The following is a 24491-nucleotide window of genomic DNA, read 5'->3' on the forward strand; positions in this document are numbered from 1 at the left end:
CGACATCAGGTGGAGAGACGCCATGACGATCACCGTCAACATCGCAGACGCCGATCTGAACGAACTGCTTGCCAGGGTGGAAGCCGGCGAGGAGGTCATTCTTGTCAGAGACGGCATGCCCGTCGCGCAATTCAAAGGCCTCGCCAAGCCGGCGTTTGATCCGGAGAAACGACGGAAGGCGATCGAGGACATCAAAGCCTTTCGTGCAACGATGCCCAGCATCACGCAGGAAGAGATCGCGGAATGGAAGGCGATCGGTCGTAAATGACGGATAGCTTCGTCATAGATGCATCCGTCGTCTGCACATGGATATTGCCTGACGAAGCCTCGGCAAAAACCGAAGCTCTTCTCGCGCAGATAGAGGTGACGGGAGCGACCGCGCCGGACCTTCTGTGGCACGAAGTACGAAATGTCCTCATGATGTCGTATCGGCGCAACCGCATTCCGTTCGACAAGGTGGTCGAAGGGATGGGCAAGGTGCGCAACCTGCCGATCGACACCCACATCCCGCAAAGCGATATCGCAATCCTCACCCTTGCGGAACGCCACGATCTCACCGCATATGATGCGGCCTATCTGGCGCTTTCGATCGAAACGGGCCTGCCGCTTGCAACGCTCGACAAGAAATTGATGTCAGCCGCCCCGAAAGAAGGCGTGAGGCTCCTAAGCTGATGGCTAACCCACCAACCTTGCCCTATTCATCGCCGCCCATTGCAGCAACATGATCGTCTTGGCGTCGAATATTTCGCCGCTTGCGATCATCGCCATCGCCTCGTCGAGCGGCAGTTCCAGCACCTCGATATCCTCATGCTCTTCGGCCAGCCCGCCACCTTCCTCGACGCGATCGGAAAGGTCGATTGGCGCATGGAAGCAGTGGATGAGTTCGGTCACCGATCCGGGCGACGGCATCGACCTGAAGAGGAAGTTGACGTCTCGAACCCGGTAGCCCGTCTCTTCCATCGCCTCGCGACGGATGGCGGCCTCCGGATTGTCACCGTCGAGCAGGCCCGCCGGCACTTCGATCATGAACGGAACCTCGCCGATCAGATGCGCGGGAAGGCGGAATTGCCGGACCAGCACCACAACATCCCGCCTCGGATCATGAAGGAGAATGCAGGCGGCCGGGGTGCGGTGGAAGATTTCGCGATGGAGCCGATGGGTTTCGCCTTGACGGTCGGTGTAATCGAGCTGGTAGTCGGCAAGCCTTGTCCAGCCATCAGACAACGTCTTCTCGCCAACGATCTTTACCCGCCCGTTCACATCGCTCATGCCTGCACGTCTCCGGCAACGTCCTTGCGCAGCCAGACCTTGTTGTCGTGGACGGCAGCGCCGCCGAAGGGGGCGACCGGGTCGGCACCGGTCAACACATTGATGCCCTCGCCATCCAGATGCGCATCATTGGGCCAGAGCCCTTCGGCAATCAGGACACCGGGCCTTGCACCCGTTACCAGCTTGGCATGAAGGCGGATCTCGCCTCGCCCGTTGCCGAGACAGACGACATCGCCATCGACGATGCCCAACCGCCCGGCGTCGGTCGGCTCGATCATCACCTCCGGCCGGCCTTCCTTCTGAACCGAGCTTTTCGTTTCGGCGAAGGACGAGTTGAGGAAGCTGCGCGATGGCGAGGTCGCAAGCCGGAACGGATGTTCGGCATCCACGGTCTCGATCACGTCGACATGATCGGGGAAGCGCGGCAGTTGCGCATAGGGACCGAGCGGCCCGACGCTTTCGGGCGTGCGATCCGGCGATGGGCCGTTCAGCCAGTCCGGCGAGAAGTGGAATTTTCCATCGGCATGGCCGAAGCCATTGATGTAATGCGCCGTATCGAAATCCGGCTGCGCATCGATCCACTTGTCCGCCTTGAGCGTGTCATAGCTGCCCCAGCCGCTATCGCCCAGTATCCGGTCGATATGGCTTCGCTCGTCGTGACCGAAGCCGGCGAAGTGATCGACGCCAAGGCGCTTTGCCAGTTCCTCGATGACGAAGAGGTTGGTGCGCACCGTATCCGGAGGCTCGACCAGCTTGGGGCCGAGCAGGATATGCTGCTGGCCGCCGGCACGGTAGAGGTCGTCATGTTCGAGGAACATGGTGGCCGGCAGGACGATATCCGCCACCTTTGCCGTATCGGTCATGAACTGCTCGTGGACCGCCGTGAACAGGTCGTCGCGCAAAAAGCCTTCGCGGACGAGGCGTTGTTCCGGCGCGATGTTCATCGGGTTGGTGTTCTGGATCAGAAGCGCCGTGACCGGCCCGCGGTGGCGCAGCGCCTCCGCATCACCGGTCAGCACGCGGCCGATCTGTGACTGGTCGAGCATGCGGATATTCGGGTCGCAGTAGGCGGTGCCCATCAGTTCGGACTTGTTGAGCCGAAAAATCTCGCCGTTGTTGTGGAAGGCGCCGCCGCCCTCATATTGCCAGGAGCCGAGAACGGTTGCGACGGAAAGGGCTGCGTGCATGGCGGCCGTGCCGTTGCGCTGGCGCGAGAAACCGTAGCCAAGGCGGAAGAAGGTTTTCTTCGTCGTACCGACCAGTCTGGCGAAATCCTCGATCTCCTCGACCGACAGACCGGTGATCGCGGACGCCCATTCCGGCGTGCGGGTGACGAGATGCGCCTCCAGGCCTTTCGGATCATCGGCATATTTCGCCATGTAGTCGCGGTCGGCATGGCCGTCGCGGAAGGCGATGTGCATCACGGCGCAGGCGAGCGCCGCATCGGTGCCGGGGCGAAGCACGATCTTCACATCCGCCTGCTTCATCGTCGGATTGTCGTAGATGTCGATGACGACGATCTTGGCGCCGCGCTCCTTGCGGGCCTTTACCGCATGGGTCATGACGTTGACCTGGGTTGCCACCGCATTGGTACCCCAGATGACGACGCAGTCGGATTTCGCCATCTCGCGGGGATCGGGTCCGCGCAGCGCGCCGGTGCCCATCACATAGCCGGTCCAGGCCATGTTGGTGCAGATCGTGCCCATGAAGCCCGAATATTTCTTTGCATGGCGCAGGCGCTCGATACTGTCACGCTGCACCTGCCCCATCGTGCCGGCGTAGAAATAGGGCCAGACGGCCTCCGACCCATGTCTTGCCTCGGCCTTGACGAAGGCATCGGCGATCTCGTCGAGCGCCGCTGCCCAGGAAATCTCCTGCCAGCTCCCCTCGCCCTTCGCTCCCTTGCGACGCTGAGGCACCATCAGGCGGCCCGGATGGTAGATGCGCTCCGAATAGCGCGCGACCTTGGCGCAGATGACGCCGGCCGTATAGCTGTTGTCAGCGGCGCCGCGCACCCGGCCGATCCTGCCATCCTCGGTCAGATCGACATCGAGCGCGCAGGCCGACGGACAGTCATGCGGACAGACGGTATGGCCGACGGAATTGTGGCCGGACTTGCTTTTGACGGAGATGGGGGTCGCGATGTTCATGGCTTTTCTATATTGCAAGCTAAGGCGCGCCAAAAGCGGCATTTGGCAGCCATCAATTTAATTCAAGCGAGAAACAGGCCCAGATGAACTACCGGCATATCTATCACGCGGGCAATTTTGCCGATGTCCTCAAGCACGCCGTTCTGGCGCGGCTGGTGCGTTATGCGCAGAACAAGGACAAGGCGTTTCGCGTGCTCGATACGCATGCCGGGATCGGGCTCTACGACCTGTCTTCGGAAGAGGCGCAGAAGACAGGTGAGTGGATCGACGGGATCGGGCGGGTTCTCGACGCGGAACTGCCGGCCGATGTCGCCGAGATACTGGACCCCTATCTGGCCGCTGTCCGGGAGCTGAACCCGAAGGGCGGGATCAAGCTTTATCCCGGCTCGCCGAAACTTTCCCGCATGCTGTTTCGGCCACAGGATCGGCTATCGGCGATGGAACTTCACCCGGAAGACTATAACCGCCTGCACAACCTGTTCGAAGGCGATTATCAGGTTCGGGTAACCGAACTGGACGGCTGGCTGGCGCTTGGCGCACACCTGCCGCCGAAGGAAAAGCGCGGCATCGTTCTGGTCGACCCGCCGTTCGAGGAAGCCGGCGAATACGAGCGGCTGGTCAAGGGCCTTGCCGGCGCGCACAAGCGTTTTTCGGGCGGCACCTATTGCCTGTGGTACCCGATCAAGAAGGGTGCGCCGATAAAGGCCTTCCATGAGGAACTGCAGGCGCTGGAGATTCCGAAAATGCTCTGCGCCGAACTTTCGGTGAAGAGCGACCGGGAGATAACCGGCCTTTCCGGCACCGGCCTGATCATCGTCAACCCGCCCTTCACGCTGAAGGACGAGCTGCACACGCTGCTGCCGGCGTTGAAGACGATACTGGCGCAGGACCGTTTCGCCTCGCAGCGCGCCTTCTGGCTGCGCGGCGAGGACTGACGGTCGCGTTCAGGCCTCTTCCCGCTGCTTGCCGCGCTCGATATCGGGCAGGTGCTCCTGCTTGAACTGCGAGCGTTCGAAGACGAAGATCACCACCAGCGCCATGATGAACGGGATGATCAGGTAGAACAGCCGGAACACAAGCAGCGCTGCGATCACATCCGCCGGGTTCATTTCCGGCAGGCCCATGACGAAGACCAGTTCCAGCACGCCGAGCCCGCCCGGCGCATGCGACAGAAGTGCCGCCGAGAACGAGACGAGGAAGATGCCGAGGACGATCATGTAGCCCGGATTTCCCGCCTCCGGCAGGGCGAAATAGATGATGCCGGCGGCGCCGATCAGCTCGATCGGGGCGACGACGAGCTGGGGCAGCACGACGCGCGGCAGCGGATAGACGAGATTGAAAGAGCCGATCTTCCACGGCTTAAGCTTCAGGAAGCTGGCGACGATATAAAGCCCGATCAGCGCCAGGATGACGAACCCGGTCGCCGCCGTCGCCTCGACCGGCACCAGATCGCCGAACCGCTCGACCACTTCCGGCTCGATGACAAGGATGAAGCCGATCAGCAGCAGCGTTCCAAGCACGAAGGTCAGCGAGCACATGGCGATCAGCACGCCGATCTCGGCCGGCGTCAGGCCCTTGGTGGAATAGGCGCGGTAGCGAACGACGGCGCCGGAAACCACCGATGCACCGACATTATGCGATAGCGCATAGGTGGTGAAGGAGCAGACGGTGATGAAGAACCAGTCGATCTTGCGGCCCAGATGCATGAGGGCGATGCGGTCATAGCCGGCAAGTGCGGCATAGGCGAGCAGGCTCGATGCGGCCGCCAGCAACCAATGGCTGGCCTCGATCGCCGTCAGGCTGCCCCAGACCTCGTCGAGCGAAAGCCCTCTCAATTCCTTGTAGAGAAGCCAGCCCGAAAGCGCTATCGTCAGGCCGCCGACCGTTGGCCAAAGGTATTTCTTGAATGTCATTCCGCCGCTTCGCTCTTTGCTCCTCACCACGATCACTGCATGCAGCCATCAGCGAATTTCCAGTCTACCCGTCTGGACACTGAACATTCAACATTTACAAAGCCGTCGTGTTCCCTCGGCGAGGATTCGTGAACAAGATGAAGAAATTACCAACCCGGCGCGAGTTTCTTTTTGCCGCAGCGACAACGCTGGCGGCAATCTCCGCGACGCATCCGGCCACCGCCCAGGAGCGACGCCCTGACCAGGCCGGCCAGTTCGACTTCTACGTCCTGTCGCTCTCGTGGTCGCCGACATTCTGTGCCAGCGACAAGGGCGAGCGCAACGGCCAGCAATGCGGCCTGGACAAGGATTTCCGTTTCGTCGTGCACGGGCTGTGGCCGCAATACGAGCGCGGCTACCCGGATTTCTGCCGCACGTCGGAACCGGAACGGGTGCCGCGCGCGCTTGGCGAGACGATGTTCGACATCATGCCATCCATGGGCCTGGTCGGCCACCAGTGGCGCAAGCACGGCAGCTGCTCCGGCCTCGGCCAGAAGGCCTATTTCGACAAGACCCGTCAGGCCTTCGAGCGGGTCAAACTGCCGGCCGAGCTTTCGCGCGGCGAGCAGGCGGTCCGCTTTTCGGCAGACGAGATCGAGCAGAAATTCATCGACGCCAATCCGGGGCTTTCCCGCCGCGGCATCGCTGCAAGCTGCGAGGGGCGGCAGCTGGAGGAAATCCGCATCTGCCTGTCCAAGGACCTGAATTTTCGCGATTGCGCGGAAGTGGACCGCCGTGGCTGCACGATTACGCAGGTCACGCTGCCGCCGGCACGCTAAAAATATTTCGATTGAGGAAATGTCATGAAAATTCTCTATTCCCCCGCCTCTCCGTATTCCGCAAAGTGCCGCATGGCAGCCCGCCATCTCGGTATCGAACTGACCGAGGTAAAGACGGACACGAATGCCGCGCCGGCGGAACTGACCGACAACAATCCGCTCGGCAAGATCCCGGTGCTTTTGCGCGACGGCGAAGCGTCGATCTATGACAGTGTCGCGATCATGCATTTTCTCGACCGCAAGTCGGGTGGCAAGCTCTACCCGAAGAAGGACGAGAAGCGCACCGAGGCGGAAGTGCTGGAAGCGCTGTGCGACGGCGTGATGGACAGCCTTCTGTCGATCGTCTACGAGCGCCGCTTCCGCGAGGAGGGCATGGTCTACCAGCCATGGATCGACAAGCAGTGGGCCAAGGTCGTCAAGGCTCTGGACTATCTGGAGACGAACCTGCCCAAGACCGGCAAGAAGCTGCATGGCGGCCATTTCGCACTTGCTGCGATGATCGGCTATCTCGACCTGCGCTTCGAAGGCCAATGGGCCGAAGGCCGCCCGGAACTGGCCTCGTGGCCGGATGTCTTTGCCAAGCGCTTTGCGCAATATGCGGAAATGAAAGCGGCGAGCTGAGCTGCGAGCCTGCGCGAGCCAAATGCAAGGACCGTAATTGATGGTGAGCAGAGAGGTTCGAAGCTTCTCGTTGATCAGTCGGCCCACCCCGGCCCCTCTGCTCACCGAGACATTATCAGCTTTGCCATTTTTGGCAAAGCTGACCGTCCTCCCAAAAGAGTGCCACGGCATAAATTAACTGAGGCGTCACGACACTTAGACTTTCCTCCTATGCCGCAAAGCGGTTGAAAAGCTTGCCCCTCACCTCGCCTCCGCTACTATGAGACGAACGGCGAGGAGGCCGTGATGGAGGAAATTCAATGACGCTCTCTGCTTTGTCGCGGCGTGCCGCACTCGTTCTTGCCGGTTCGGCGCTGTCTGCCCTTTCGTTCGGGTTGCCTGCCACCGCGCAATCCTTCCCCGAACAGACGATCACCCTCGTCGTGCCGTTTGCGGCCGGTGGATCGACCGATGTCGTCGGCCGTGTCATCGCTCAGAAGATGGGCGACATCCTGGGCCAGCAGGTGGTGGTCGAGAACGTCGCCGGCGCCGGCGGCAATCTGGGTGCCGACCGCGTCGCCCGCGCCGAGCCTGACGGCTACACGATCCTGATGGGCACCGTCGCGACACACGCGCTCAACCCGCTGATCCTGAAACAGAAACCGTACGACCCGGAAAAGGATTTTGCGCCGGTCTCGCTGCTCGTCGTGGTGCCGAACGTGCTCGTCGTCAACCCCAAGCTCGGGGTCAATACGGTGGCCGAACTGGTCGACCTTCTGAAGAAGGAACCAGACAAGCATTCCTACGCGTCTTCCGGCAACGGCACGCCGCTGCATCTGTCCGGCGAACTGTTCAACAGCATGGCCGGGGTGACGATGCAGCATGTGCCCTACAAGGGCGCCGGGCCGGCACTCAACGATCTGATCGGCAACCAGATCTCGATCATGTTCGACAACCTGCCCTCCTCCTCCGGCCACATCAAGGCCGGGACTTTGAAGGCGCTCGGCGTGACGACGAAGGAACGAGCGCCGTCCTTCCCCGACGTGCCGACCGTGGCGGAGACGGTGCCGGGCTACGAGACCTATACGTGGAACGCGCTGTTTGCCCCGGCCGGCACGCCGCCGGAGGCCGTGGCAAAGCTGAACGAGGCCGCCAATGCAGCGCTGAAGGACCCGGCCGTCGTCGCGCGGATGAACGAATTCAGCGCCACGATCGTCGGCTCGACGCCCGAGGAACTGGGCAGCCATGTCACCGCCGAACTGGCCAAGTGGACGCCGGTTGTCAAGGACGCCAATATCCAGATGGATTGAGCGTCAGGTATAACGAAAAAAGCCCGCGGCATTCGCGCCGCGGGCTCCCCAGCCTGTACAGGCTCTATTCGATTGGCACGGATCAGAACTTGACGCCGATACCGACCTTGACGCTGTGATCGTCATAGCCCTTCGAGAAGGAACCGCTGTCGAGATCATAGTCCTCCGCACCGAAGTCGGTGTAGCGGTATTCGAGGCGGGCCGTGATGTTGTCGGTCACGAAGGCTTCCGCACCGGCACCGACCGTATAGCCGACGGCGGTCTTGCTCTGGGACGACGTGTCGTCGGAAAGCTCGTTGTCCTGAATGGCGACACCGGCCGTACCATAGATCAGGAAGGGGTTCATGTCGTAACCGACGCGACCGCGCAGCGAGCCGTTCCAGCCTGCCTTGCCTTCCAGATCCGGCGACGTGCCGTCCTTTTCGCCATTATAGCCGACATCGGCTTCGACACCGTAGACGATCTGGCCACTCTGCCAGTTGTAACCGGTGTAGAGACCGCCGCCGAGCTTGTCGCCATCGCGATCACCACCGCCGAAACGACCCCAGTCGTAAGCGCCGGTTGCACCGAGGTAGTAGCCCTGCCAGTTGCCGACTGCCGGAGCAGGTTCTTCGACCGCGATCGGTGCCTGCGGGATCTGCTCGACCGCGTCAGCCGCGTTCGCCGCGGAAAAGGCCGTGAGAGTGGCAGCCGAGGCCATCAGAGTTGCGACGAGGATACGCATACATATTTCTCCTTTTAATGCTGCCGGGAGGCGCCACATCAACTCGAAAGGTGACGCATTGGTTCCCTGCTGGCTGAGGAGAAACTTGATACCCAAATGAGGAATTGAAAGAGCCGAAATGTGAATTGATTGCGGCGGCCGAATGGCTAAATTTCGATGTTGCTTCAACGCAACATGTATTTCGTTAACACTAACAAAATACTAATTCGACAATTAACTCTTTTACATTTGTTACTTATTTCTTACCAGCCACCGGAATCCAAGTCAATACGTTCACAGCCGCATCCCTCGACGTAGGGAACCGAATGGAATTACTCTTATGCGGAGTTTATCCCCGATCTTTCCGGATATGGACCGGGTTTTTGTTCCGCCGATATACATTGAGCCACGCCATCTTCGAGGCCCATTCGGACGCGCTGATCCGATTGCCGCCGCAATTGGCGGAGCGATCGCCTACGCGTTGGCCGCAGACGTCGGCTTCCAAACCAACACGGCGGACACTATCTGTGGGTCAGAATGACGGGCCTCGATTCGAGACCGCCTGAGACACTGCCAGAGAGACGACGGAATGAACGACAAGAAGCTGCCGGATGGCGGCGTCCTTTATGACGAGATCGATGACGACGAGGATGATGCCGCGGCACCGGAGACGGTTGCCGACGTGCTGACCGCGTCGATCGACTGGAACGAGGCGGTGAAAAACGAGAGCGGCCTGAAAGGCGCCGAACTGATCGGTGAATTCGTCAAGCATCTGCCGAATTCACCGGGCGTCTACCGCATGTTCAACGAAGCCGGCGACGTCATGTATGTCGGCAAGGCGCGCAGCCTGAAGAAACGCGTCGGCAATTATGCGCAAGGGCGGCTGCATTCGAACCGCCTGACGCGCATGGTGCGAGAGACGACCCATATGGAATTCGTCACGACACGGACGGAAACCGAAGCGCTGCTGCTGGAAGCCAACCTGATCAAGCGCCTGCGGCCGCGCTTCAACGTGCTGTTGCGCGACGACAAGTCGTTTCCCTATATCCTGATCAGCGGCGATCACCGTGCCCCTGCCCTCTTGAAGCATCGCGGCGCGCGGGCGCGCAAGGGGCAGTATTTTGGCCCGTTCGCTTCGGCCTCGGCCGTCGGCCGTACGATCAATTCCCTGCAGCGCGCCTTTCTGCTGCGCACCTGCACCGACAGCGTTTTCGAGACGCGGACGCGGCCCTGCCTTCTTTACCAGATCAAGCGCTGTTCCGGCCCCTGTACGCACGAGGTCAGCGATGCGGGGTATGCCGAACTGGTCAAGGAAGCATCGGACTTCCTCTCGGGCGAGAGCCAGAACGTCAAGACGATGATCGCCAGACAGATGGCGGAGGCTTCGGACGATCTCGATTTCGAGCGCGCGGCGATCTATCGCGACCGGCTGGCCGCACTTTCGCATGTGCAGAGCCATCAGGGCATCAATCCGGCCGGCGTCGAGGAAGCAGATATCTTCGCCATCCATCACGAGGGCGGCCTGACCTGCATCCAGGTGTTCTTCTTCCGCACCGGACAGAACTGGGGCAACCGCGCCTATTTCCCGAAGGCCGATCCGCAGATGCCGGGCGCGGAAGTGCTAAACGCCTTCCTGGCGCAGTTCTACGACGACAAGCCCATACCCAAGCAGATCCTGCTGTCGGAGACGGTCGAGGAACAGGACCTGCTGGCGCTCGCCTTTTCGGAAAAGGCCGGACACAAGATCGCGATCCTGGTGCCGCAGCGGGGCGAAAAGCGTGATCTGGTCGATCACGTCGCGGCCAATGCCCGCGAGGCGCATGGGCGCAAGCTGGCCGAAACCTCGTCACAGGCGCGGTTGCTGGCAGGGCTGGCCGAGACATTCAAGCTGCCCTACGTGCCGCGCCGCATCGAGATCTACGACAATTCCCACATCATGGGCACCAATGCGGTCGGCGGCATGGTCGTGGCCGGACCGGAAGGCTTCGTCAAAGGCCAGTATCGAAAGTTCAACATCAAATCGACCGACATCACCCCCGGCGACGACTTCGGCATGATGAAGGAAGTGATGACCCGCCGCTTCTCCCGCCTGATCAAGGAAGAAGGCATTCCCGACCGCAGCATTTCGGCGGGCACGAATGCACAGGCCCCGGCCGAGGCGACCGGTGACGACATCAGCGATGCCGCCTTCCCGGCATGGCCCGACGTGATCCTGATCGACGGCGGTCAGGGGCAGATGACGGCGGTACGCGCCATTCTCGACGAACTCGGCATCCGCGACGTTGTGACGGCGATCGGTGTCGCCAAGGGCGTCGACCGTGACGCCGGTCGCGAGCGGTTCTTTGCCGATGGCCACAGCGATTTCTCGCTGCCGCCGCGTGATCCGGTGCTCTATTTCGTCCAGCGCATGCGCGACGAGGCGCATCGGTTCGCCATCGGATCGCACCGGGCGCGGCGCAAGAAGGAGATGATCAAGAACCCGCTGGACGAGATTTCCGGTATCGGGCCAGGCCGCAAGCGCAAGCTTCTGCAGCATTTCGGCACGGCAAAGGCGGTTTCGCGCGCCGGCCTGAACGACCTGATGGCCGTCGAGGGGATTTCCGAGGCGGTCGCCAAACAGGTCTACAATCATTTTCACGAAACGAGGGCCAATTAACCCGTCGACCGGCCGTAATCGGCGGTTTTGCAACCGATCACGAAACCACTGACGCAATCGTCTGTAAAAAAGCCGCGAAACCGGTTGACGCTTCGTGCGAGAAACATCAACTAGGGACAAACCGCAGATACAGGTCCGCCATGGCATCCCGCGCATACAACATTCCGAACCTCCTGACCTATGCGCGCATCCTTGCCGTGCCGGTAATCGTCTTGTGCTTCTTCGTCGAAGGCAGGCTGGAAAGCTCCGATTTCGCCCGTTGGGCCGGCTTCTGGCTATTCGTCGTCGCCTCGATCACCGATTATCTCGACGGCTATCTCGCCCGCATCTGGAACCAGACGTCGAATATCGGCCGCATGCTCGATCCGATCGCCGACAAACTGCTGGTCGCATCCGTGCTGCTGCTGATGGCGGCCGACGGCACGATTGCCGGCTGGTCACTGTGGGCGGCGATCACCATTCTCTGCCGTGAAATCCTGGTATCCGGCCTGCGCGAATATCTCGCCGCGCTCAAGGTCTCGGTGCCGGTGACGCGTGTCGCCAAGTGGAAGACGACGATCCAGATGGTGTCGATCGCCTTCCTGCTGGCGGGGCCTGCCGGCGACAAGATCCTGCCCTACACGACCGAAACGGGCATCGCGCTTCTCTGGGTTGCCGCATTCCTGACGTTCTATACCGGCTACGATTACTTCAAGGCCGGCGTCAAGCATCTGGTGGATGAGGAATGAAAGCGAACCTCGTCTATTTCGCCTGGGTACGCGAGCGTATCGGCCGGGCGGAAGAGGAAATCGAGCTTCCGGAAACGGTCGTCACCGTCGGTGATTTGTTGAATCATATGAAGGGGCTGGGCGAGGAATACGAGAACGCGCTTCAATATCCCGACGTGATCCGCGTGGCGATCAATCAGGAACATGTCGAACATTTCGAGAAGATCGCAGGCGCCCGCGAGATCGGTATCTTTCCGCCGATGACCGGCGGGTGAAAGCGATCCGGCAAAGCCGGAGAACACCATGACGATCCCGACGATCCGCGTCCAGCAACAGGACTTCGACCTGCAGGCGGAAATCGATGCGATGACTGCCGGCCGCACCGATATCGGCGCCGTTGTCTCCTTCACCGGCCTGTGCCGTGGTGAACAGGGCACGCTTTCGGCGCTCGAGCTCGAACATTATCCGGGCATGGCGGAAACCGAGATGCGGCGCATCGCCGATCTTGCCGTCCAGCGCTTTTCGCTGATGGGCCTGACCGCCATCCACCGCTATGGCCGTATCGAACCGGGCCAGAACATCGTGCTCGTCATCGCCGCCTCGCCACACCGCCAGGCCGCCTTCGACGGCGCGAATTTCGTCATGGATTACCTCAAGACCTCCGCGCCGTTCTGGAAAAAGGAACACGGCACCGACGGCAAGGCCGGCGACTGGGTCTCCGCCAAGGACGCCGACGACAGCGCGCGGGATCGCTGGACGTAAGCGTTCCGGACATCACCAGAGGCGTATAACATCTGGCAGGCTGTCCAAGACCGCATCTGCCGAGACGACCGCCATATTGCCGAGCAGTGCCGTTGCGGCCAGAATGCGGTCGAACGGATCGCGATGATCCCAAGTCATGATACCCGCGCGCACCGATATTTCCGGCGTCAGCGGGGCGACATGACCGCCCTGCTCGCTCAGCAGCCGTGGCAAGCTTTCGACGAAGGGTTCCATCTCCGGCCATTTGCCGATGCGCACTTTCTGGGCGATCTCAAAGAAACTAATCGGGCTGACGAGCACGCTGTCCGCACCGAGAATAACTGCGGCCGCGGCGGATGACAGGCGCTCATCGCCCGTCAGCGACCAAACCCAGGCATGGGTATCCAGGACAACCGCACTCACGATCTCCCTTCCCAGAGATCGATGTCTTCAGCCGACATTGGTTCGAGAAAGTCGGGCGCCTTGCCTAACCCGTTGTCCTTCAAAAGGCCGATCTTGAACGGGCCGTGGAGGATCGGGACGATGCGGGCGATGGGCGTGCCGCGCTCGGCGATGACCACCTCTCCCCCATTGCGTACACGCTCGATCAGTTTTGACAAATTGGTTTTGGCCGCTTGGATGGTGACTTGCATACGCTGCACCCCGGTTTTCTGACCGGCGCAAGATAGCAAACTGCAAGCGCTCGATCCAGAGACCGTAAACCCGTATGACGGAACACAAAAAAGCCGAGGCGAGCCCCGGCTTTTTCGTTTGGTCTTAAACCTGATCGGGCAATCAGCCGACGATTTCGGTTTCTGCGAACCAGTAGGCGATTTCCTGGGTGGCGGTTTCCGGAGCGTCCGAGCCGTGAACCGAGTTTTCGCCGATCGACAGGGCGAACTGCTTGCGGATCGTGCCTTCGTCAGCGTTTGCCGGGTTGGTGGCGCCCATGATTTCGCGGTTCTTGAGGATGGCGTTCTCGCCTTCCAGAACCTGAACGATGGTCGGGCCCGAGGTCATGCCTTCAACCAGTTCGCCGAAGAACGGACGTTCCTTGTGAACAGCGTAAAAGCCTTCGGCTTCGCGCTTGGACATCCATACGCGCTTGGAGGCGATGATGCGCAGGCCGTTGTCTTCGAATACCTTGGTGATGGCGCCGGTGAGGTTGCGCTTGGTTGCGTCCGGCTTGATCATCGAGAAGGTGCGTTCAATCGCCATGTGTCTAATCCTTTAACTTCCGTGGAAAGTGGGCGGTATCTACCCGCCCCTTTGACCGGAAACAAGGGGGTTTGGCCAATTTCACGCGGCCGTCACACTGCGACCGATGCCGTCGTGGAGATCGAGGCAGCGTTCGAACCATAAGGCGACGGGATCACCGGCGGCAAAGACTGTCGCGCCCGCCGTGATCCGCATCCATTGCAGAGCACCGAACAGGATGTAGTCGGCAAACAGCGGCGTCTCGCCGCCGAGGAACGGCTGGTAACCGAGCGTCTGGCGCAGCGGCTCCAGTTTGGCGGCGAAGGCTGAGACTGCCGCGGCCCTGTCTGCCCTTATCTCCTCCAGCGTTCGGCCCAGCAGCTTTTCGCGCGTGGTCCTGAAATAAAGCTGGTCCGTCTCGTCCAGCATGTCGTGGATGTCGGCGACCGCGATGCCGGTGACAGCCGGATGAATTATCGACTGGGAAAAACGCTCGACGAAGCGCGACAGCGCGATACCGCCCTCACCGCCGAATAGCGTCGGACGATCCGGGTAACGCTCCTCCAGATAGAGCGCGATATCGAAACTGTCGCGGACCAGTTCATGACCATCACGCAGGATCGGCACCGTCGCGGAGAACCCGCCTTCGATAACCGGAACCTTCGTGAAGGGCGTCGGCTTCTCGATGAAATCCAGCCCCTTGTGCTTCAGCGCCAGAACAACCTTCCAGCAATGGGGCGAAAACGGCCGGGCCTCGTCGGCGCCGCAGAGGGAATAGAGAATACGGGTGGGCATGTATGGGGCTCCATAAAATACGCTTGCCCGATCATGACGGCGAATGCCGGCACGATCCAATTAGAAGATTTCATGGATTGCATCAGCGTGGCGCACCGCGCTTTATTTGCACGGCAGGATCGGACGGGAGGAACAGATGCAGCGCCATTTCCAGATGCTTTCCCATTACAACCAGTGGGCCAACGGGCGCATCTATGACGCCTGCGCCGGGCTTTCGGACGAGGAATACCGGGCGGATCGCGGCGCGTTCTTCGGTTCGGCCCATCGCACGCTCAACCACCTGCTCGTCGCCGATCGCATCTGGCTGCGACGCATTACCGGCACCGGCACGGCACCGATGGAACTGAATGTCATTCTCTTCGAAGACTTCGCGTCTCTGCGAAAGGCACGCGCGGCAGAAGACCGGCGCTTCATCGACCTGACCGGCTCGCTCACCCCAGACGCCTTTTCCCGGACCGTCACCTACACTCCGGTAACAGTGAAAACGGAGATGACCGAACCGCTCGGCGGCATGCTGGCGCATGTGTTCAACCACCAGACGCATCACCGCGGGCAACTCCACGCGATCCTGACTTCGCTCGACAAGCCAAGCGTCGTGCTGGACATGATCAGCTTCCTGCGCAACGAGGGAAGAGAGTGGATGTGAACCGCTGCTTAACCCTGTTTTGGTTCAGGCCACGTCCAGCCGTGCAATCCAGAGCGGTATTTTAGCGGATATTAACGCGGCAGCCCGATCAATCATGATCAAAGATCAAGATTTGGGGACGAGACGGATGCCGAACCAGGCCCGCAGACCATCGCAGGACAGAACATTGCAGGCGGTGACGCAGCACATGCTGCGGCTGGAGGCGAGCGGACTGCCACGCAATTACGAACTGTTCCACGAGGCGCTGTCCAGCACCGACGCCAATCTCAGCCGCGAAATCATGGCTTTGCCGATCGCGCCGCGCCAGGCAGTGCTCGACGAGATCGGCGCGCGCTACCAGCTTTCCGGCTTCGTCGCGAGCGGACTGCCGAAATCGCGCGACCACGACATCCGCATCCTGTCCGACCTGCGCGAGAAGATGACGAGCGGCGTCGAGCAGAAACGCGGCTTTACCCGCGTACTGGAATCGGTGGCACGCAGCCTGCGCGAGGATACCGGCGCCGGTCCCGGCGACATTCTGGCCGAGATCGAATATCTGAGCGTCTCCTTGTCCGACGCCGTGGTCGCAGAGACCGAGCTTGAGGCCGCGCTTCGCTCCGGTGCGACGCTTCTCAGCGAAGCCGAGCGCGATGTTTCCACGGCCCGCGCCGTGATGCTGCGCGACCGCATGACCAGCCTGCCGAACCACGCAGCCTTTACCGAAAAGCTCGAAGCGCTATACGGCGACGACGGCGAGGCAATCGACACGGCGCTGTTTCTGGTGGCGATCACCGACATTTCCGACCTGGCCGACACTTACGGCGAGGCGGCTGCGACGCGCATCGTCAAGAAGGCGGCGGCGATCTTCCGCAAGACGATCAAGAAGGACGATTTCGTCGCCCGTATCGGCAAGGGCGAATTCGCCTTCCTGTTCCGCCATGTCAGCCGCGATGCAATCAGGCCGATTGCCGATCGCCTGACGGCCTCGATCGCCGACAATCTGGTGTTTGCCACCTCGGACGGTGCGCCGGGTTCGCCGCTCATCAAGCTGACCATCGGTGCCGCCTTGCGGGCCGATGCGTTTTCTCCGCAACTGCTGCGCCAGCAGGCGGTGCTGGCGGCGGAAGCCTCACGCGCCAATCCGCGCGCGGGCGTCATCCTCCACACGGACGGCAGCAAATCCGGTCTGTGAAAGAGCGGGCGGAGCGCGCCCTCAGGGCGTCAAATCTGATGCCGGCACTCCCTTGCCTTGCGGTTCAGTTTCAGCCAAAACCGCGGCCATGATCACGATTACCGATATTTCCGCCCGCATTGCCGGCCGCCTTCTTCTCGACCATGCCAGCGTCTCGCTTCCGGCGGGCGCAAAGGTGGGCCTTATCGGCCGCAACGGGGCGGGAAAATCGACGCTTTTTCGTGTCATTACCGGCGATCTGGTGGCCGAAAGCGGGGCGGTGACAATCCCCAAGAACGCGCGGATCGGCCAGGTGGCGCAGGAAGCGCCGGGAACGGAAGATTCGCTGATCTCCATCGTCATGGCCGCCGACAAGGAACGCACGGCGCTTCTGGCGGAAGCCGAAACGGCGACGGATCCGAACCGCATTGCCGAGATCCAGGTGCGGCTTGTCGATATCGACGCCCATTCGGCGGAAGCCCGCGCCGCAAGCATCCTGGCCGGCCTCGGGTTCAATGCGGAAGCACAGCTTCGCCCGGCCTCGTCCTTTTCCGGCGGCTGGCGCATGCGTGTGGCGCTTGCGGCCGTGCTGTTTGCCGAGCCGGATCTGCTGCTGCTCGATGAGCCGACCAACTATCTCGACCTCGAGGGAACGATGTGGCTGGAGGACTATGTCCGCCGCTACCCGCACACGGTCATCGTCATTTCCCATGACCGCGACATGCTGAACAACGCGGTCAGCTCGATCGTGCATCTTCATCAGCAGAAGCTGACCTTCTACCGCGGCAATTACGACCAGTTCGAACGCCAGAAGGCCGAAGCCGACGAATTGCAGATGAAGGCCAAGGCGAAAAACGACGCCGCGCGCAAACATCTGCAGAGCTTCATCGACCGCTTCAAGGCCAAGGCGACCAAGGCCAAGCAGGCGCAGAGCCGCGTCAAGGCGCTGGAACGGATGGGCACGGTGGCGGCCGTGATCGAGGATCATGTCCAGCCGATCAGCTTTCCAAAGCCGGAAAAAATTCCCGCATCGCCGATCGTGGCGATCAACAAGGGGTCGGTGGGCTACGAGCCGGGCAAGCCGATCCTGAAGAACATCAGCCTTCGCATCGACAATGACGATCGCATCGCGCTGCTCGGTTCGAACGGCAACGGCAAATCCACCTTCGCCAAGCTGATATCCGGTCGTCTGACAACGGAAGCCGGCGAGATGAAACTCGCATCGAGCCTGTCGATCGGCTTCTTCGCCCAGCACCAGCTGGATGACCTGATCCCCAACGAAACACCCGTCGACCACGTGCGCCGGCTGATGCCGCAGGCGGCGGAAGCGCAAGTGCGCGCCCGCGTGGCGCAGATGGGACTGGCGACGGAAAAGATGGCGACCGCCGCCAAGGACCTGTCAGGCGGCGAAAAGGCACGCCTGCTGATGGGCCTTGCTGCCTTCCATGCGCCGAACCTGCTGATCCTCGACGAACCGACCAACCACCTCGACATCGACAGCCGCCGGGCGCTGATCGAGGCGCTCAACGATTACGACGGCGCCGTCATCCTGATCTCCCACGATCGCCACCTGATCGAGGCGACGGTCGACCGGCTGTGGCTGGTCAACGAGGGTACGGTAAAGCCGTTCGAGGGCGATCTGGAAGAGTATCGCGACCTGATCGTCGCGAGCGCCCGCAAGAAGGACGACAAGGCGGCGGCGGCCGGCGACGAAACCGTTTCCAGGGCCGACCAGCGCAAGGCGAGTGCCGAACGACGCGCCTCGCTTGCGCCGTTGAAGAAAAAGATCAACGAAATCGAATCCTTGACGGGCAAGCTTGAGAAGCTGATTCAGGCGCTTGATAAAGAGCTTGCGGACCCGGCACTCTACGAAAAGGCTCCAGCCAAGGCTGCACAAAAGGCCAAGGAGCGCGGCGAGGCGGCAGCAAAGCTGTCGAATGCCGAAGAGGAATGGCTGATGCTGTCGTCCGAATATGAAGAGGCGATGGCGGGGTAAAACCGCGGCCGTCGCCGCCCCATATCTCGCACGCCATGTTAACCCTCGGGAAAATCTCAATTCCTAGGCTGACTGACATTTCCTGACGTCAGTACCTGTTGAAGAGATTTTCCCTTGGCCGAACTGAATTCTGTAAGCATCGAAAAAACGGATCGCCCGGTTGACCTGCCCGAAATGAGGATCAACGGAAATAGAGTCCGTTTCTTTACCGACACGATCCTGGATACGAGCAGCATTACAGCCAACGCGGACAACAGCCACATCCAGACGGCCTTCTTTGAAGGATCACGGTTTGAGACAGGCCTGACCGCTACATATACCAGTGAGACCAGAGGCGATTGCCTCTTGCGCGGCATGTTCATCAACAGTGCTCCGGATCAGGAAGCCGTCAGGAGGGCATCACGGTTCCTGAGGAACTCCGACAGCCTTCAGTTGGAAGACGCAGAACGGATGTCGCAGGATGGATTGCTCTTCGTTGGCAATGGCGGCTTCGTCTATGTCGGGAAATATCTCCATAGATTCGAGCGCATGGTTCTGATCGCCATGCTGTGCCGCACTTATGTGGACATTCTCGAAAAGCAGGTGAAGGAACTGTCTGCCGCGGTGCGGGAGGATCCCGTCGCGGAAAAGAGCATCAGGCTTTACGAGGAGATGCTCACGTTCAATGCAGGCTTTTATCAGCGCCTGCCGGTCAGCCTCGCAGGCCATGAGGTCAGTGCAGCCTGGGATAAATTTTCACGCAGCTATCGCATCGACGAACTGCGGCAGGAACTCGATGCCCAGCTATCCGCGCTTGCTCTCTGGGTCGAGCGGGATCAGGCCAGAAAGGACGGAGATGCGCGGGAGAGGACGCAGGCGCGGGATGCGAGACGCGTCTACCGCATCACGACCGGGCTCACGCTTCTTTCCCTGCTACTCACCGCCATCTCCACGCCTCAGGAGACGCTTGCGGAGAAGAGAGACTGGCTGGTGGAGACATACGGCGCAGTCAGGAATGCCATTCGATGATCGTCGACAGGTTGTCAGCTTCACCGTTCATGCCTAGGTAGAGGCTTCCAAAGCGCATGAGGAGGCCTGAGATGAACCTGTTTCTCGAAACCGACACCGATCCGAACACGATCGCCTTCGTCAGCGAGCAGAACGACAAGGCAGACCATGCGTTCCGAACGGCAGAATTTGAGAAGGATCGCGATGCGCTGAAGACGATGATCGAGCGCGAGGACCGGCTGATCGTGCCGACGCGGCGCGGCGGGTGGCTGTTCGATTTCCATCGCTCGAAGGACAATCCGCTCGGCATCTGGCGTCGTCTGCCGGCGGAGCAGGTGCCACGCCATAACGCCGAATGGGAAACCGTCTTCGATTTCGACGCCTTCTGTCTGAAGGAGGGCAAGCGCTGGATCTATTCCGGTGCCATAACCTCTCCTTACGCGCCGAACCGGGTCATCCTCATCCTCTCCGACGGCGGGTCCGACCAGCTGCGCATGCTGGAATTCGATACGGATGCTAAGGCGATCGTCGAGGGCGGTTTCGACACGCCCCCTGCCCGTGCCCATGCCGCGTGGCTGAGCCCGGACGAGCTTGCCTATTTCGGTTCGGTCGACGCGTTTTCCGCGACCCGTTCCGGCTGGCCGCGCGTCGGCCGCATTCTCAAACGCGGCGTCGATCCGAAGGATGCGCCGATCCTGTTCGAGGCCGGCAATGACGACGTCTATGGTGCTGCAAGCGTCATCGATCCGCTCTACTGGGGCGGCAAAGCGGATGAGCGGAAGATCGAATTCTTCTCGGTCGGTCACGAGATCGGCAAGACGAGCGTGCATATCCGCAACGACGCGGGCGTGATCGTGCGTCTCGACCTTCCCGTCGAAAGTGACAGCGACCTCAACCACACACATGCGGTCTGGCGGGCACGGGACAGCGAGCGATATCCGGCCGGCACGCTTATCCTGCAGGATTTCGCCCCGTTCGGCGAAGTGCCGCTCAGCAATCCTCGCATCCTGTTTTCACCGAAGCCGGGGCAGTCGGTGTCACAATTCATCCTGCTCAAGACCTGGATCGTCTTCATCGTCGTCGACCGGATGGAGCCGAAACTCTATCTAGTCGATCTGACGAGCCCGACCCCAACACCGGTCGAACTGCCTTTGCCGGAAGGCCTTCAGACGGTCAGCCTGAAGGTGCTCGATGCCGACCTGACGCTCGGAGAGGAAGTGCTTACCGTGGTCGGCCAGGGCTTTCTGCAGCCATCGACGGCCTACAGCCTCGACCTCACCGATCATGCCGCGAACCATCAGCTTGTGCCGGTCGGCACCTCACCCGCCTATTTCGATGCCGCCGGCATGACATCGGAGCTGCTCGAAGCGACCTCGGAGGATGGCACGAAAGTGCCTTATCACATCGTTCTGCCGAAGGATTTCACCAAGGGCGAGCTGCCGGTGCTGATGTATGCATATGGCGGCTTTGGCGTATCGCTGTCGCCGGTCTATTCGGGCGCCTACGGCCTGTGGCTCGATCAGGGCGGCGCTTTCGTACAGGCCTATATCCGCGGCGGCGGCGAGCTCGGGCCGGACTGGCATACGGTCGCCAAGGGTCGGGGGCGAACCAAGGCGTTCGAGGATTTCGTGGCCGTGGCGCGCGATCTGGTCAGGCGCGGCTATACGAAACCATCGCGCATCGCCTGCAACGGCGGCAGCAATGGCGGGCTTTTGACCTCGGTCATGGCGACACGCTACCCGAAGGATTTCGGCGCGGTCTGGACTTCGGTTCCCGTCATCGACATGTCTCGCTTCCATCTTTTCCCTTCCGGCAAGGCCTGGATGGACGAATACGGCAATCCGGATGTCGCCGAGGAGCTGGCCACGATGCTCGCCTATTCACCGCTTCATCAGGTGAAGACGAAGGACGAGATCACCTATCCGCCGATCTACATCGACAGCTCGACGAATGACGACCGCGTACATCCCTCGCATGCCCGCCGTTTCGCCAAGCGGCTGATCGATGCCGGACATACGCCGTTCTTCCGCGAATACGACACCGGCGGCCATGGCGGCGCCGGCGACACGACGGAAATGGCCGAACGCCACGCCATGGGCTACAGCTTTCTGCGCCAGACGATCATGAAGGATTGAGGCGGGCGGAAGACGCCACCGACGCGGTGGTTGTGGCAATCCCGGAGATACACTATCTTCGGACCGGATTACGCCGAGGCGACCCGATCATGGCTCTGGACCTGACAGATACGGAACTCGATGCGCTGGCCGAGCGTGCGCGCCAGGTTCTCAACGCGCCCAGCAAACAGGATGCAGTGCGGCAGGCGCTGGAGCGGGTGGTTGAAACGCCTGCAGAGACTTCGGGCGCGCTTGATCGCCCGAGCAAACCAGTGGGCGAGCGGCTGAAAGCGCTCCAGGAGCAGTTGAGCAAAATGGGCACGCCTAACCCTGATTTCGACGACAAGGCCTTCCTGGACGAAATGTGGGAAATCTGATGTTCGTCGATACATCGGCAATTGTCGAAGCACTCATCGTCGGGCCTCAGGCTGACCGGGTTGCTTCCATACTCAAGTCTTCCGAGACGCCGTTGGAAACAGGCCCAACTGTCATTTACGAGGCATCGGCAGTCATTGCCGGGAAGCAGAATGTCTCGGTACAGGACGCCGAGGCGATCGTACGTGCTTTCATCGAAGACTTCGGCATGTCCATCACGACCATTACGGATGAAACCGCCTCCATCGCCCTCGACGCCTTTTCCCGATATGGCAAGGGCCGGCACCCGGCGCGGCTTAATTTCGGCGACTGTTTTTCCTATGCGGGGGCCAGATCCGCGCGGGTTCGCCTGCTGTATGTCGGCAACGATTTCGCCCAGACGGATCTGGGCTGATCCCGCCTCACGGCAGGCTCAGGCCTTTTTCACCCAGCGACCTTCCGGCGATTGCTGCCAATAGGTCAGCGCATGCCCCTCGCCCTTCAGTCGTTTCCATTCCGCGCGGGCGCCTTCAAGCTGTTGCTGATCGTAGCCGTCGAACATGAAGACGACCCGTTCATAGGCGTCGAGCGGCGGCGTTTGCGCGCCATCGACGATGAAGCGGACGGTGGCGCCATTGGCGTTTTCGCCGGCCGTCGTCAAAAGCACCGGCTGGGCTTCGGCCATCGGCCCCGCATCGGTTCCGTGCGGCAGAAAGCTTTCGTCGCGAAAGGTCCACAGATGCGCGTCGAGCATGTCGCGGCGCGCATCGTCATTGGTCTGGACGACCACCTTCCAGCCGCGTTCGACGCTCTTTTCGAGGAGCGCCGGCAGCGCATCCTCCAGCTTCGATTCGGTCAGGTGGTAGAAGAGTATTTCGGTCATCAGCCTTCGTAGTTCGCCCGGACCAGTTCGTCCAGCAGGCGCACACCGTAACCAGAGGCCCAGGACTGGTTGATCTCGGTCTGCGGCGAGCTGAGCGCGGTCGCGGCGATATCGAGATGCGCCCAGGGCGTATCGCCGACGAAGCGCTTGAGGAACTGCGCCGCGGTGATCGATCCCGCCTGACGGCCGCCGCTGTTCTTCATGTCGGCAAAACGACTATCGATGATCTTGTCGTATTCCTTGCCGAGCGGCATGCGCCACAGCTTTTCGGACGTCACCTCGCCGGCAGCGGTCAGCTGGCCGGCCAGCGTGTCATCGTTGGAAAAGAGACCCGCATGGGCGTTACCGAGGGCAACGACGATCGCGCCGGTCAGCGTCGCGAGGTTGACCATGAATTTCGGCTTGAAACGCTCCTTCGAGTAAAACAGCGCATCGCCCAGAACCAGACGCCCTTCGGCATCGGTATTGATGATCTCAATGGTCTGGCCGGACATCGAGGTGACGATGTCGCCCGGACGCTGGGCATTGCCGTCAGGCATGTTTTCCACAAGACCGATGACGCCGATCGCATGGACCTTGGCCTTGCGTGCGGCCAGCGCATGCATGAGGCCGGTCACGGCGGCGGCGCCGCCCATGTCACCCTTCATGTCCTCCATGCCGGCGCTGGGCTTGATCGAGATACCGCCCGTATCGAAAACGACGCCCTTGCCGACGAAAACGATCGGCTGATCCTTGGCCTTGCCGCCCTTCCAGTGCATGACGGCAAGCCGTGGCGGACGCACCGACCCCTGCGCCACGCCGAGAAGCGCGCCCATGCCGAGCTTCTTCATTTCCTTTTCGGTCAGCACTTCGACCTCGATGCCGAGGCTCTCGAGTTCCTTCGCCTTGTCGGCGAACTCGACCGGGCCAAGCACGTTCGGCGGCAGGTTGACGAGATCTCGGGCAAGCGTGACACCTGCGGCAATCGCCTGGGTGGCGGCAAAAGCCTTCTTCGCGGCCGAATGCCCTTCAGCCACGATGACGACGTCGATGGCCTTGCCATTCTTGTCCTCGTCATCCTTCGGCTTGGTCTTGTAGGCATCGAATGCATAGCTGCGCAGAAGCATGCCGAGAGCGAAATCGGCGATCTGGGCCGCACCGACGTCCAGACCCGGCACATCGAAGAAGACTACAACCTTTTTCGCGGTCTTGATGTTTGCGGCCGCGACACCGCCGGCGCGCAGCCAGTCATAGGCGGCAATCGCATCCGGCTTGCCGAGACCGATGATCGTCAGGCGGTCGGCATCCGACCCGTGCGGCGCGATCACATCAAGCACCGTCATCGGCTTGCCGGAGAATTTTGCAATCCCCGCGGCGCGCGTACCGACAGCTTCCGGATCGGCGAGTGCCGCACCGGAAGCGGCTTCATCGCCTGCGAGCTTCAACTGAATGGCGAGGGCATTTTTGAGAGGGGCGGACTTGGCAAACGATATCTTCAAATCGACGGACATGGGTACTCCACG

27 protein-coding genes are annotated in these 24491 nt (G+C 61.2%); 17 read left to right on the forward strand and 10 right to left on the reverse strand.

All coding sequences use genetic code 11. The features are described from left to right. Positions 1 to 22 precede the first annotated feature (22 nt). Both AC0JZ4_RS17455 and AC0JZ4_RS17460 read left to right on the forward strand, forming a co-directional pair. On the forward strand, positions 23 to 268 hold the full coding sequence (locus tag AC0JZ4_RS17455; protein WP_471887578.1) for a type II toxin-antitoxin system Phd/YefM family antitoxin: 246 nt from the start codon (positions 23 to 25) through the stop codon (positions 266 to 268). Further along, complete coding sequence (locus AC0JZ4_RS17460; protein WP_471887579.1) at positions 265 to 672, forward strand: type II toxin-antitoxin system VapC family toxin; 408 nt, start codon at positions 265 to 267, stop codon at positions 670 to 672. The genes AC0JZ4_RS17455 and AC0JZ4_RS17460 overlap by 4 nt, the downstream gene beginning before the upstream one ends. 3 nt (positions 673 to 675) lie before the next feature. Here AC0JZ4_RS17460 and AC0JZ4_RS17465 read toward each other — a convergent pair whose 3' ends face one another. Both AC0JZ4_RS17465 and AC0JZ4_RS17470 read right to left on the reverse strand, forming a co-directional pair. Continuing rightward, the gene (locus tag AC0JZ4_RS17465; protein WP_471887580.1) at positions 676 to 1269 is read right to left on the reverse strand and encodes an NUDIX domain-containing protein; all 594 of its coding nucleotides are present in this window, start codon (positions 1267 to 1269) and stop codon (positions 676 to 678) included. After that, positions 1266 to 3419, reverse strand: a complete 2154-nt coding sequence (locus AC0JZ4_RS17470) for a molybdopterin-containing oxidoreductase family protein (RefSeq protein WP_471887581.1) — start codon at positions 3417 to 3419, stop codon at positions 1266 to 1268. Before AC0JZ4_RS17470 ends, AC0JZ4_RS17465 begins: the two co-directional genes overlap by 4 nt. Before the next feature lie 83 nt (positions 3420 to 3502). Here AC0JZ4_RS17470 and AC0JZ4_RS17475 point away from each other — a divergent pair, with 83 nt between their 5' ends. Next, the gene (locus AC0JZ4_RS17475; protein ID WP_471887582.1) at positions 3503 to 4354 is read left to right on the forward strand and encodes a 23S rRNA (adenine(2030)-N(6))-methyltransferase RlmJ; all 852 of its coding nucleotides are present in this window, start codon (positions 3503 to 3505) and stop codon (positions 4352 to 4354) included. A 9-nt stretch (positions 4355 to 4363) separates the two neighbouring features. Here AC0JZ4_RS17475 and AC0JZ4_RS17480 read toward each other — a convergent pair whose 3' ends face one another. After that, on the reverse strand, positions 4364 to 5332 hold the full coding sequence (locus tag AC0JZ4_RS17480; protein WP_471887583.1) for a lysylphosphatidylglycerol synthase domain-containing protein: 969 nt from the start codon (positions 5330 to 5332) through the stop codon (positions 4364 to 4366). A 137-nt stretch (positions 5333 to 5469) separates the two neighbouring features. Between AC0JZ4_RS17480 and AC0JZ4_RS17485 the strand changes: the two genes are divergently transcribed. The 3 genes from AC0JZ4_RS17485 (at position 5470) to AC0JZ4_RS17495 (ending at position 8060) form a co-directional block, all read left to right on the forward strand. Further along, complete coding sequence (locus AC0JZ4_RS17485; RefSeq protein ID WP_471887584.1) at positions 5470 to 6150, forward strand: ribonuclease T2 family protein; 681 nt, start codon at positions 5470 to 5472, stop codon at positions 6148 to 6150. A gap of 24 nt (positions 6151 to 6174) precedes the next feature. Continuing rightward, the gene (locus AC0JZ4_RS17490) at positions 6175 to 6771 is read left to right on the forward strand and encodes a glutathione S-transferase family protein (protein WP_471887585.1); all 597 of its coding nucleotides are present in this window, start codon (positions 6175 to 6177) and stop codon (positions 6769 to 6771) included. Between the two features lie 299 nt (positions 6772 to 7070). Then, positions 7071 to 8060 (forward strand): Bug family tripartite tricarboxylate transporter substrate binding protein, encoded by a 990-nt coding sequence (locus tag AC0JZ4_RS17495; protein ID WP_471887586.1) that lies wholly within the window; start codon positions 7071 to 7073, stop codon positions 8058 to 8060. 82 nt (positions 8061 to 8142) lie between these two features. Here the strand turns inward: AC0JZ4_RS17495 and AC0JZ4_RS17500 are convergent, their stop codons facing one another. Then, a complete protein-coding gene (locus AC0JZ4_RS17500) occupies positions 8143 to 8784 on the reverse strand; it encodes an outer membrane protein (protein ID WP_471887587.1) in 642 nt (213 codons plus the stop codon). A 568-nt stretch (positions 8785 to 9352) separates the two neighbouring features. Here AC0JZ4_RS17500 and uvrC point away from each other — a divergent pair. The 4 genes from uvrC (at position 9353) to AC0JZ4_RS17520 (ending at position 12888) form a co-directional block, all read left to right on the forward strand. Next, the gene (gene uvrC, locus AC0JZ4_RS17505) at positions 9353 to 11419 is read left to right on the forward strand and encodes an excinuclease ABC subunit UvrC (protein ID WP_471887588.1); all 2067 of its coding nucleotides are present in this window, start codon (positions 9353 to 9355) and stop codon (positions 11417 to 11419) included. A 140-nt stretch (positions 11420 to 11559) separates the two neighbouring features. Next, positions 11560 to 12147 (forward strand): CDP-diacylglycerol--glycerol-3-phosphate 3-phosphatidyltransferase, encoded by a 588-nt coding sequence (gene pgsA, locus AC0JZ4_RS17510; protein WP_471887589.1) that lies wholly within the window; start codon positions 11560 to 11562, stop codon positions 12145 to 12147. Continuing rightward, entirely contained in the window at positions 12144 to 12401 is a 258-nt protein-coding gene (gene moaD / locus AC0JZ4_RS17515; RefSeq protein ID WP_471887590.1) for a molybdopterin converting factor subunit 1, read from the forward strand. Before pgsA ends, moaD begins: the two co-directional genes overlap by 4 nt. A gap of 28 nt (positions 12402 to 12429) precedes the next feature. Continuing rightward, positions 12430 to 12888: a molybdenum cofactor biosynthesis protein MoaE gene (locus AC0JZ4_RS17520; protein ID WP_471887591.1), complete on the forward strand. Its 459-nt coding sequence runs from the start codon at positions 12430 to 12432 to the stop codon at positions 12886 to 12888. Positions 12889 to 12900: 12 nt separating this feature from the next. On the opposite strand, the gene AC0JZ4_RS17525 is transcribed toward AC0JZ4_RS17520, so the two are convergent. The 4 genes from AC0JZ4_RS17525 to AC0JZ4_RS17540 all read right to left on the reverse strand — a co-directional run bounded on the left by AC0JZ4_RS17525 (position 12901) and on the right by AC0JZ4_RS17540 (position 14859). Next, complete coding sequence (locus AC0JZ4_RS17525; protein WP_471887592.1) at positions 12901 to 13290, reverse strand: type II toxin-antitoxin system VapC family toxin; 390 nt, start codon at positions 13288 to 13290, stop codon at positions 12901 to 12903. Next, a complete protein-coding gene (locus tag AC0JZ4_RS17530; protein WP_471887593.1) occupies positions 13287 to 13520 on the reverse strand; it encodes a type II toxin-antitoxin system Phd/YefM family antitoxin in 234 nt (77 codons plus the stop codon). The genes AC0JZ4_RS17525 and AC0JZ4_RS17530 overlap by 4 nt, the downstream gene beginning before the upstream one ends. Positions 13521 to 13662: 142 nt before the next feature. After that, positions 13663 to 14085 (reverse strand): nucleoside-diphosphate kinase, encoded by a 423-nt coding sequence (gene ndk / locus AC0JZ4_RS17535; protein ID WP_471887594.1) that lies wholly within the window; start codon positions 14083 to 14085, stop codon positions 13663 to 13665. 81 nt (positions 14086 to 14166) lie between these two features. After that, the gene (locus AC0JZ4_RS17540; RefSeq protein WP_471887595.1) at positions 14167 to 14859 is read right to left on the reverse strand and encodes a glutathione S-transferase family protein; all 693 of its coding nucleotides are present in this window, start codon (positions 14857 to 14859) and stop codon (positions 14167 to 14169) included. A 136-nt stretch (positions 14860 to 14995) separates the two neighbouring features. Between AC0JZ4_RS17540 and AC0JZ4_RS17545 the strand changes: the two genes are divergently transcribed. From AC0JZ4_RS17545 to AC0JZ4_RS17575, 7 genes are all read left to right on the forward strand, one after another. Continuing rightward, the gene (locus AC0JZ4_RS17545; RefSeq protein ID WP_471887596.1) at positions 14996 to 15505 is read left to right on the forward strand and encodes a DinB family protein; all 510 of its coding nucleotides are present in this window, start codon (positions 14996 to 14998) and stop codon (positions 15503 to 15505) included. Between the two features lie 127 nt (positions 15506 to 15632). Continuing rightward, positions 15633 to 16676: a diguanylate cyclase domain-containing protein gene (locus AC0JZ4_RS17550; RefSeq protein ID WP_471887597.1), complete on the forward strand. Its 1044-nt coding sequence runs from the start codon at positions 15633 to 15635 to the stop codon at positions 16674 to 16676. An 88-nt stretch (positions 16677 to 16764) separates the two neighbouring features. Next, positions 16765 to 18651, forward strand: coding sequence for an ABC-F family ATP-binding cassette domain-containing protein (locus AC0JZ4_RS17555; protein WP_471887598.1), 1887 nt, complete (start codon positions 16765 to 16767; stop codon positions 18649 to 18651). A gap of 114 nt (positions 18652 to 18765) precedes the next feature. Then, the gene (locus AC0JZ4_RS17560) at positions 18766 to 19659 is read left to right on the forward strand and encodes a hypothetical protein (RefSeq protein ID WP_471887599.1); all 894 of its coding nucleotides are present in this window, start codon (positions 18766 to 18768) and stop codon (positions 19657 to 19659) included. 71 nt (positions 19660 to 19730) lie between these two features. After that, positions 19731 to 21773 carry a prolyl oligopeptidase family serine peptidase gene (locus AC0JZ4_RS17565; protein ID WP_471887600.1) on the forward strand — a complete coding sequence of 681 codons (2043 nt, stop codon included), beginning with the start codon at positions 19731 to 19733 and terminating at the stop codon, positions 21771 to 21773. Between the two features lie 89 nt (positions 21774 to 21862). Further along, positions 21863 to 22129 (forward strand): type II toxin-antitoxin system VapB family antitoxin, encoded by a 267-nt coding sequence (locus tag AC0JZ4_RS17570; protein ID WP_471887601.1) that lies wholly within the window; start codon positions 21863 to 21865, stop codon positions 22127 to 22129. Further along, entirely contained in the window at positions 22129 to 22521 is a 393-nt protein-coding gene (locus AC0JZ4_RS17575; protein ID WP_471887602.1) for a type II toxin-antitoxin system VapC family toxin, read from the forward strand. The genes AC0JZ4_RS17570 and AC0JZ4_RS17575 overlap by 1 nt, the downstream gene beginning before the upstream one ends. Positions 22522 to 22539: 18 nt before the next feature. On the opposite strand, the gene AC0JZ4_RS17580 is transcribed toward AC0JZ4_RS17575, so the two are convergent. Both AC0JZ4_RS17580 and AC0JZ4_RS17585 read right to left on the reverse strand, forming a co-directional pair. Further along, on the reverse strand, positions 22540 to 22989 hold the full coding sequence (locus AC0JZ4_RS17580) for a DNA polymerase III subunit chi (protein ID WP_471887603.1): 450 nt from the start codon (positions 22987 to 22989) through the stop codon (positions 22540 to 22542). Next, on the reverse strand, positions 22989 to 24479 hold the full coding sequence (locus tag AC0JZ4_RS17585) for a leucyl aminopeptidase (RefSeq protein WP_471887604.1): 1491 nt from the start codon (positions 24477 to 24479) through the stop codon (positions 22989 to 22991). Before AC0JZ4_RS17585 ends, AC0JZ4_RS17580 begins: the two co-directional genes overlap by 1 nt. Positions 24480 to 24491 lie beyond the last annotated feature (12 nt).

Source organism: [Rhizobium] kunmingense (assembly GCF_977018605.1).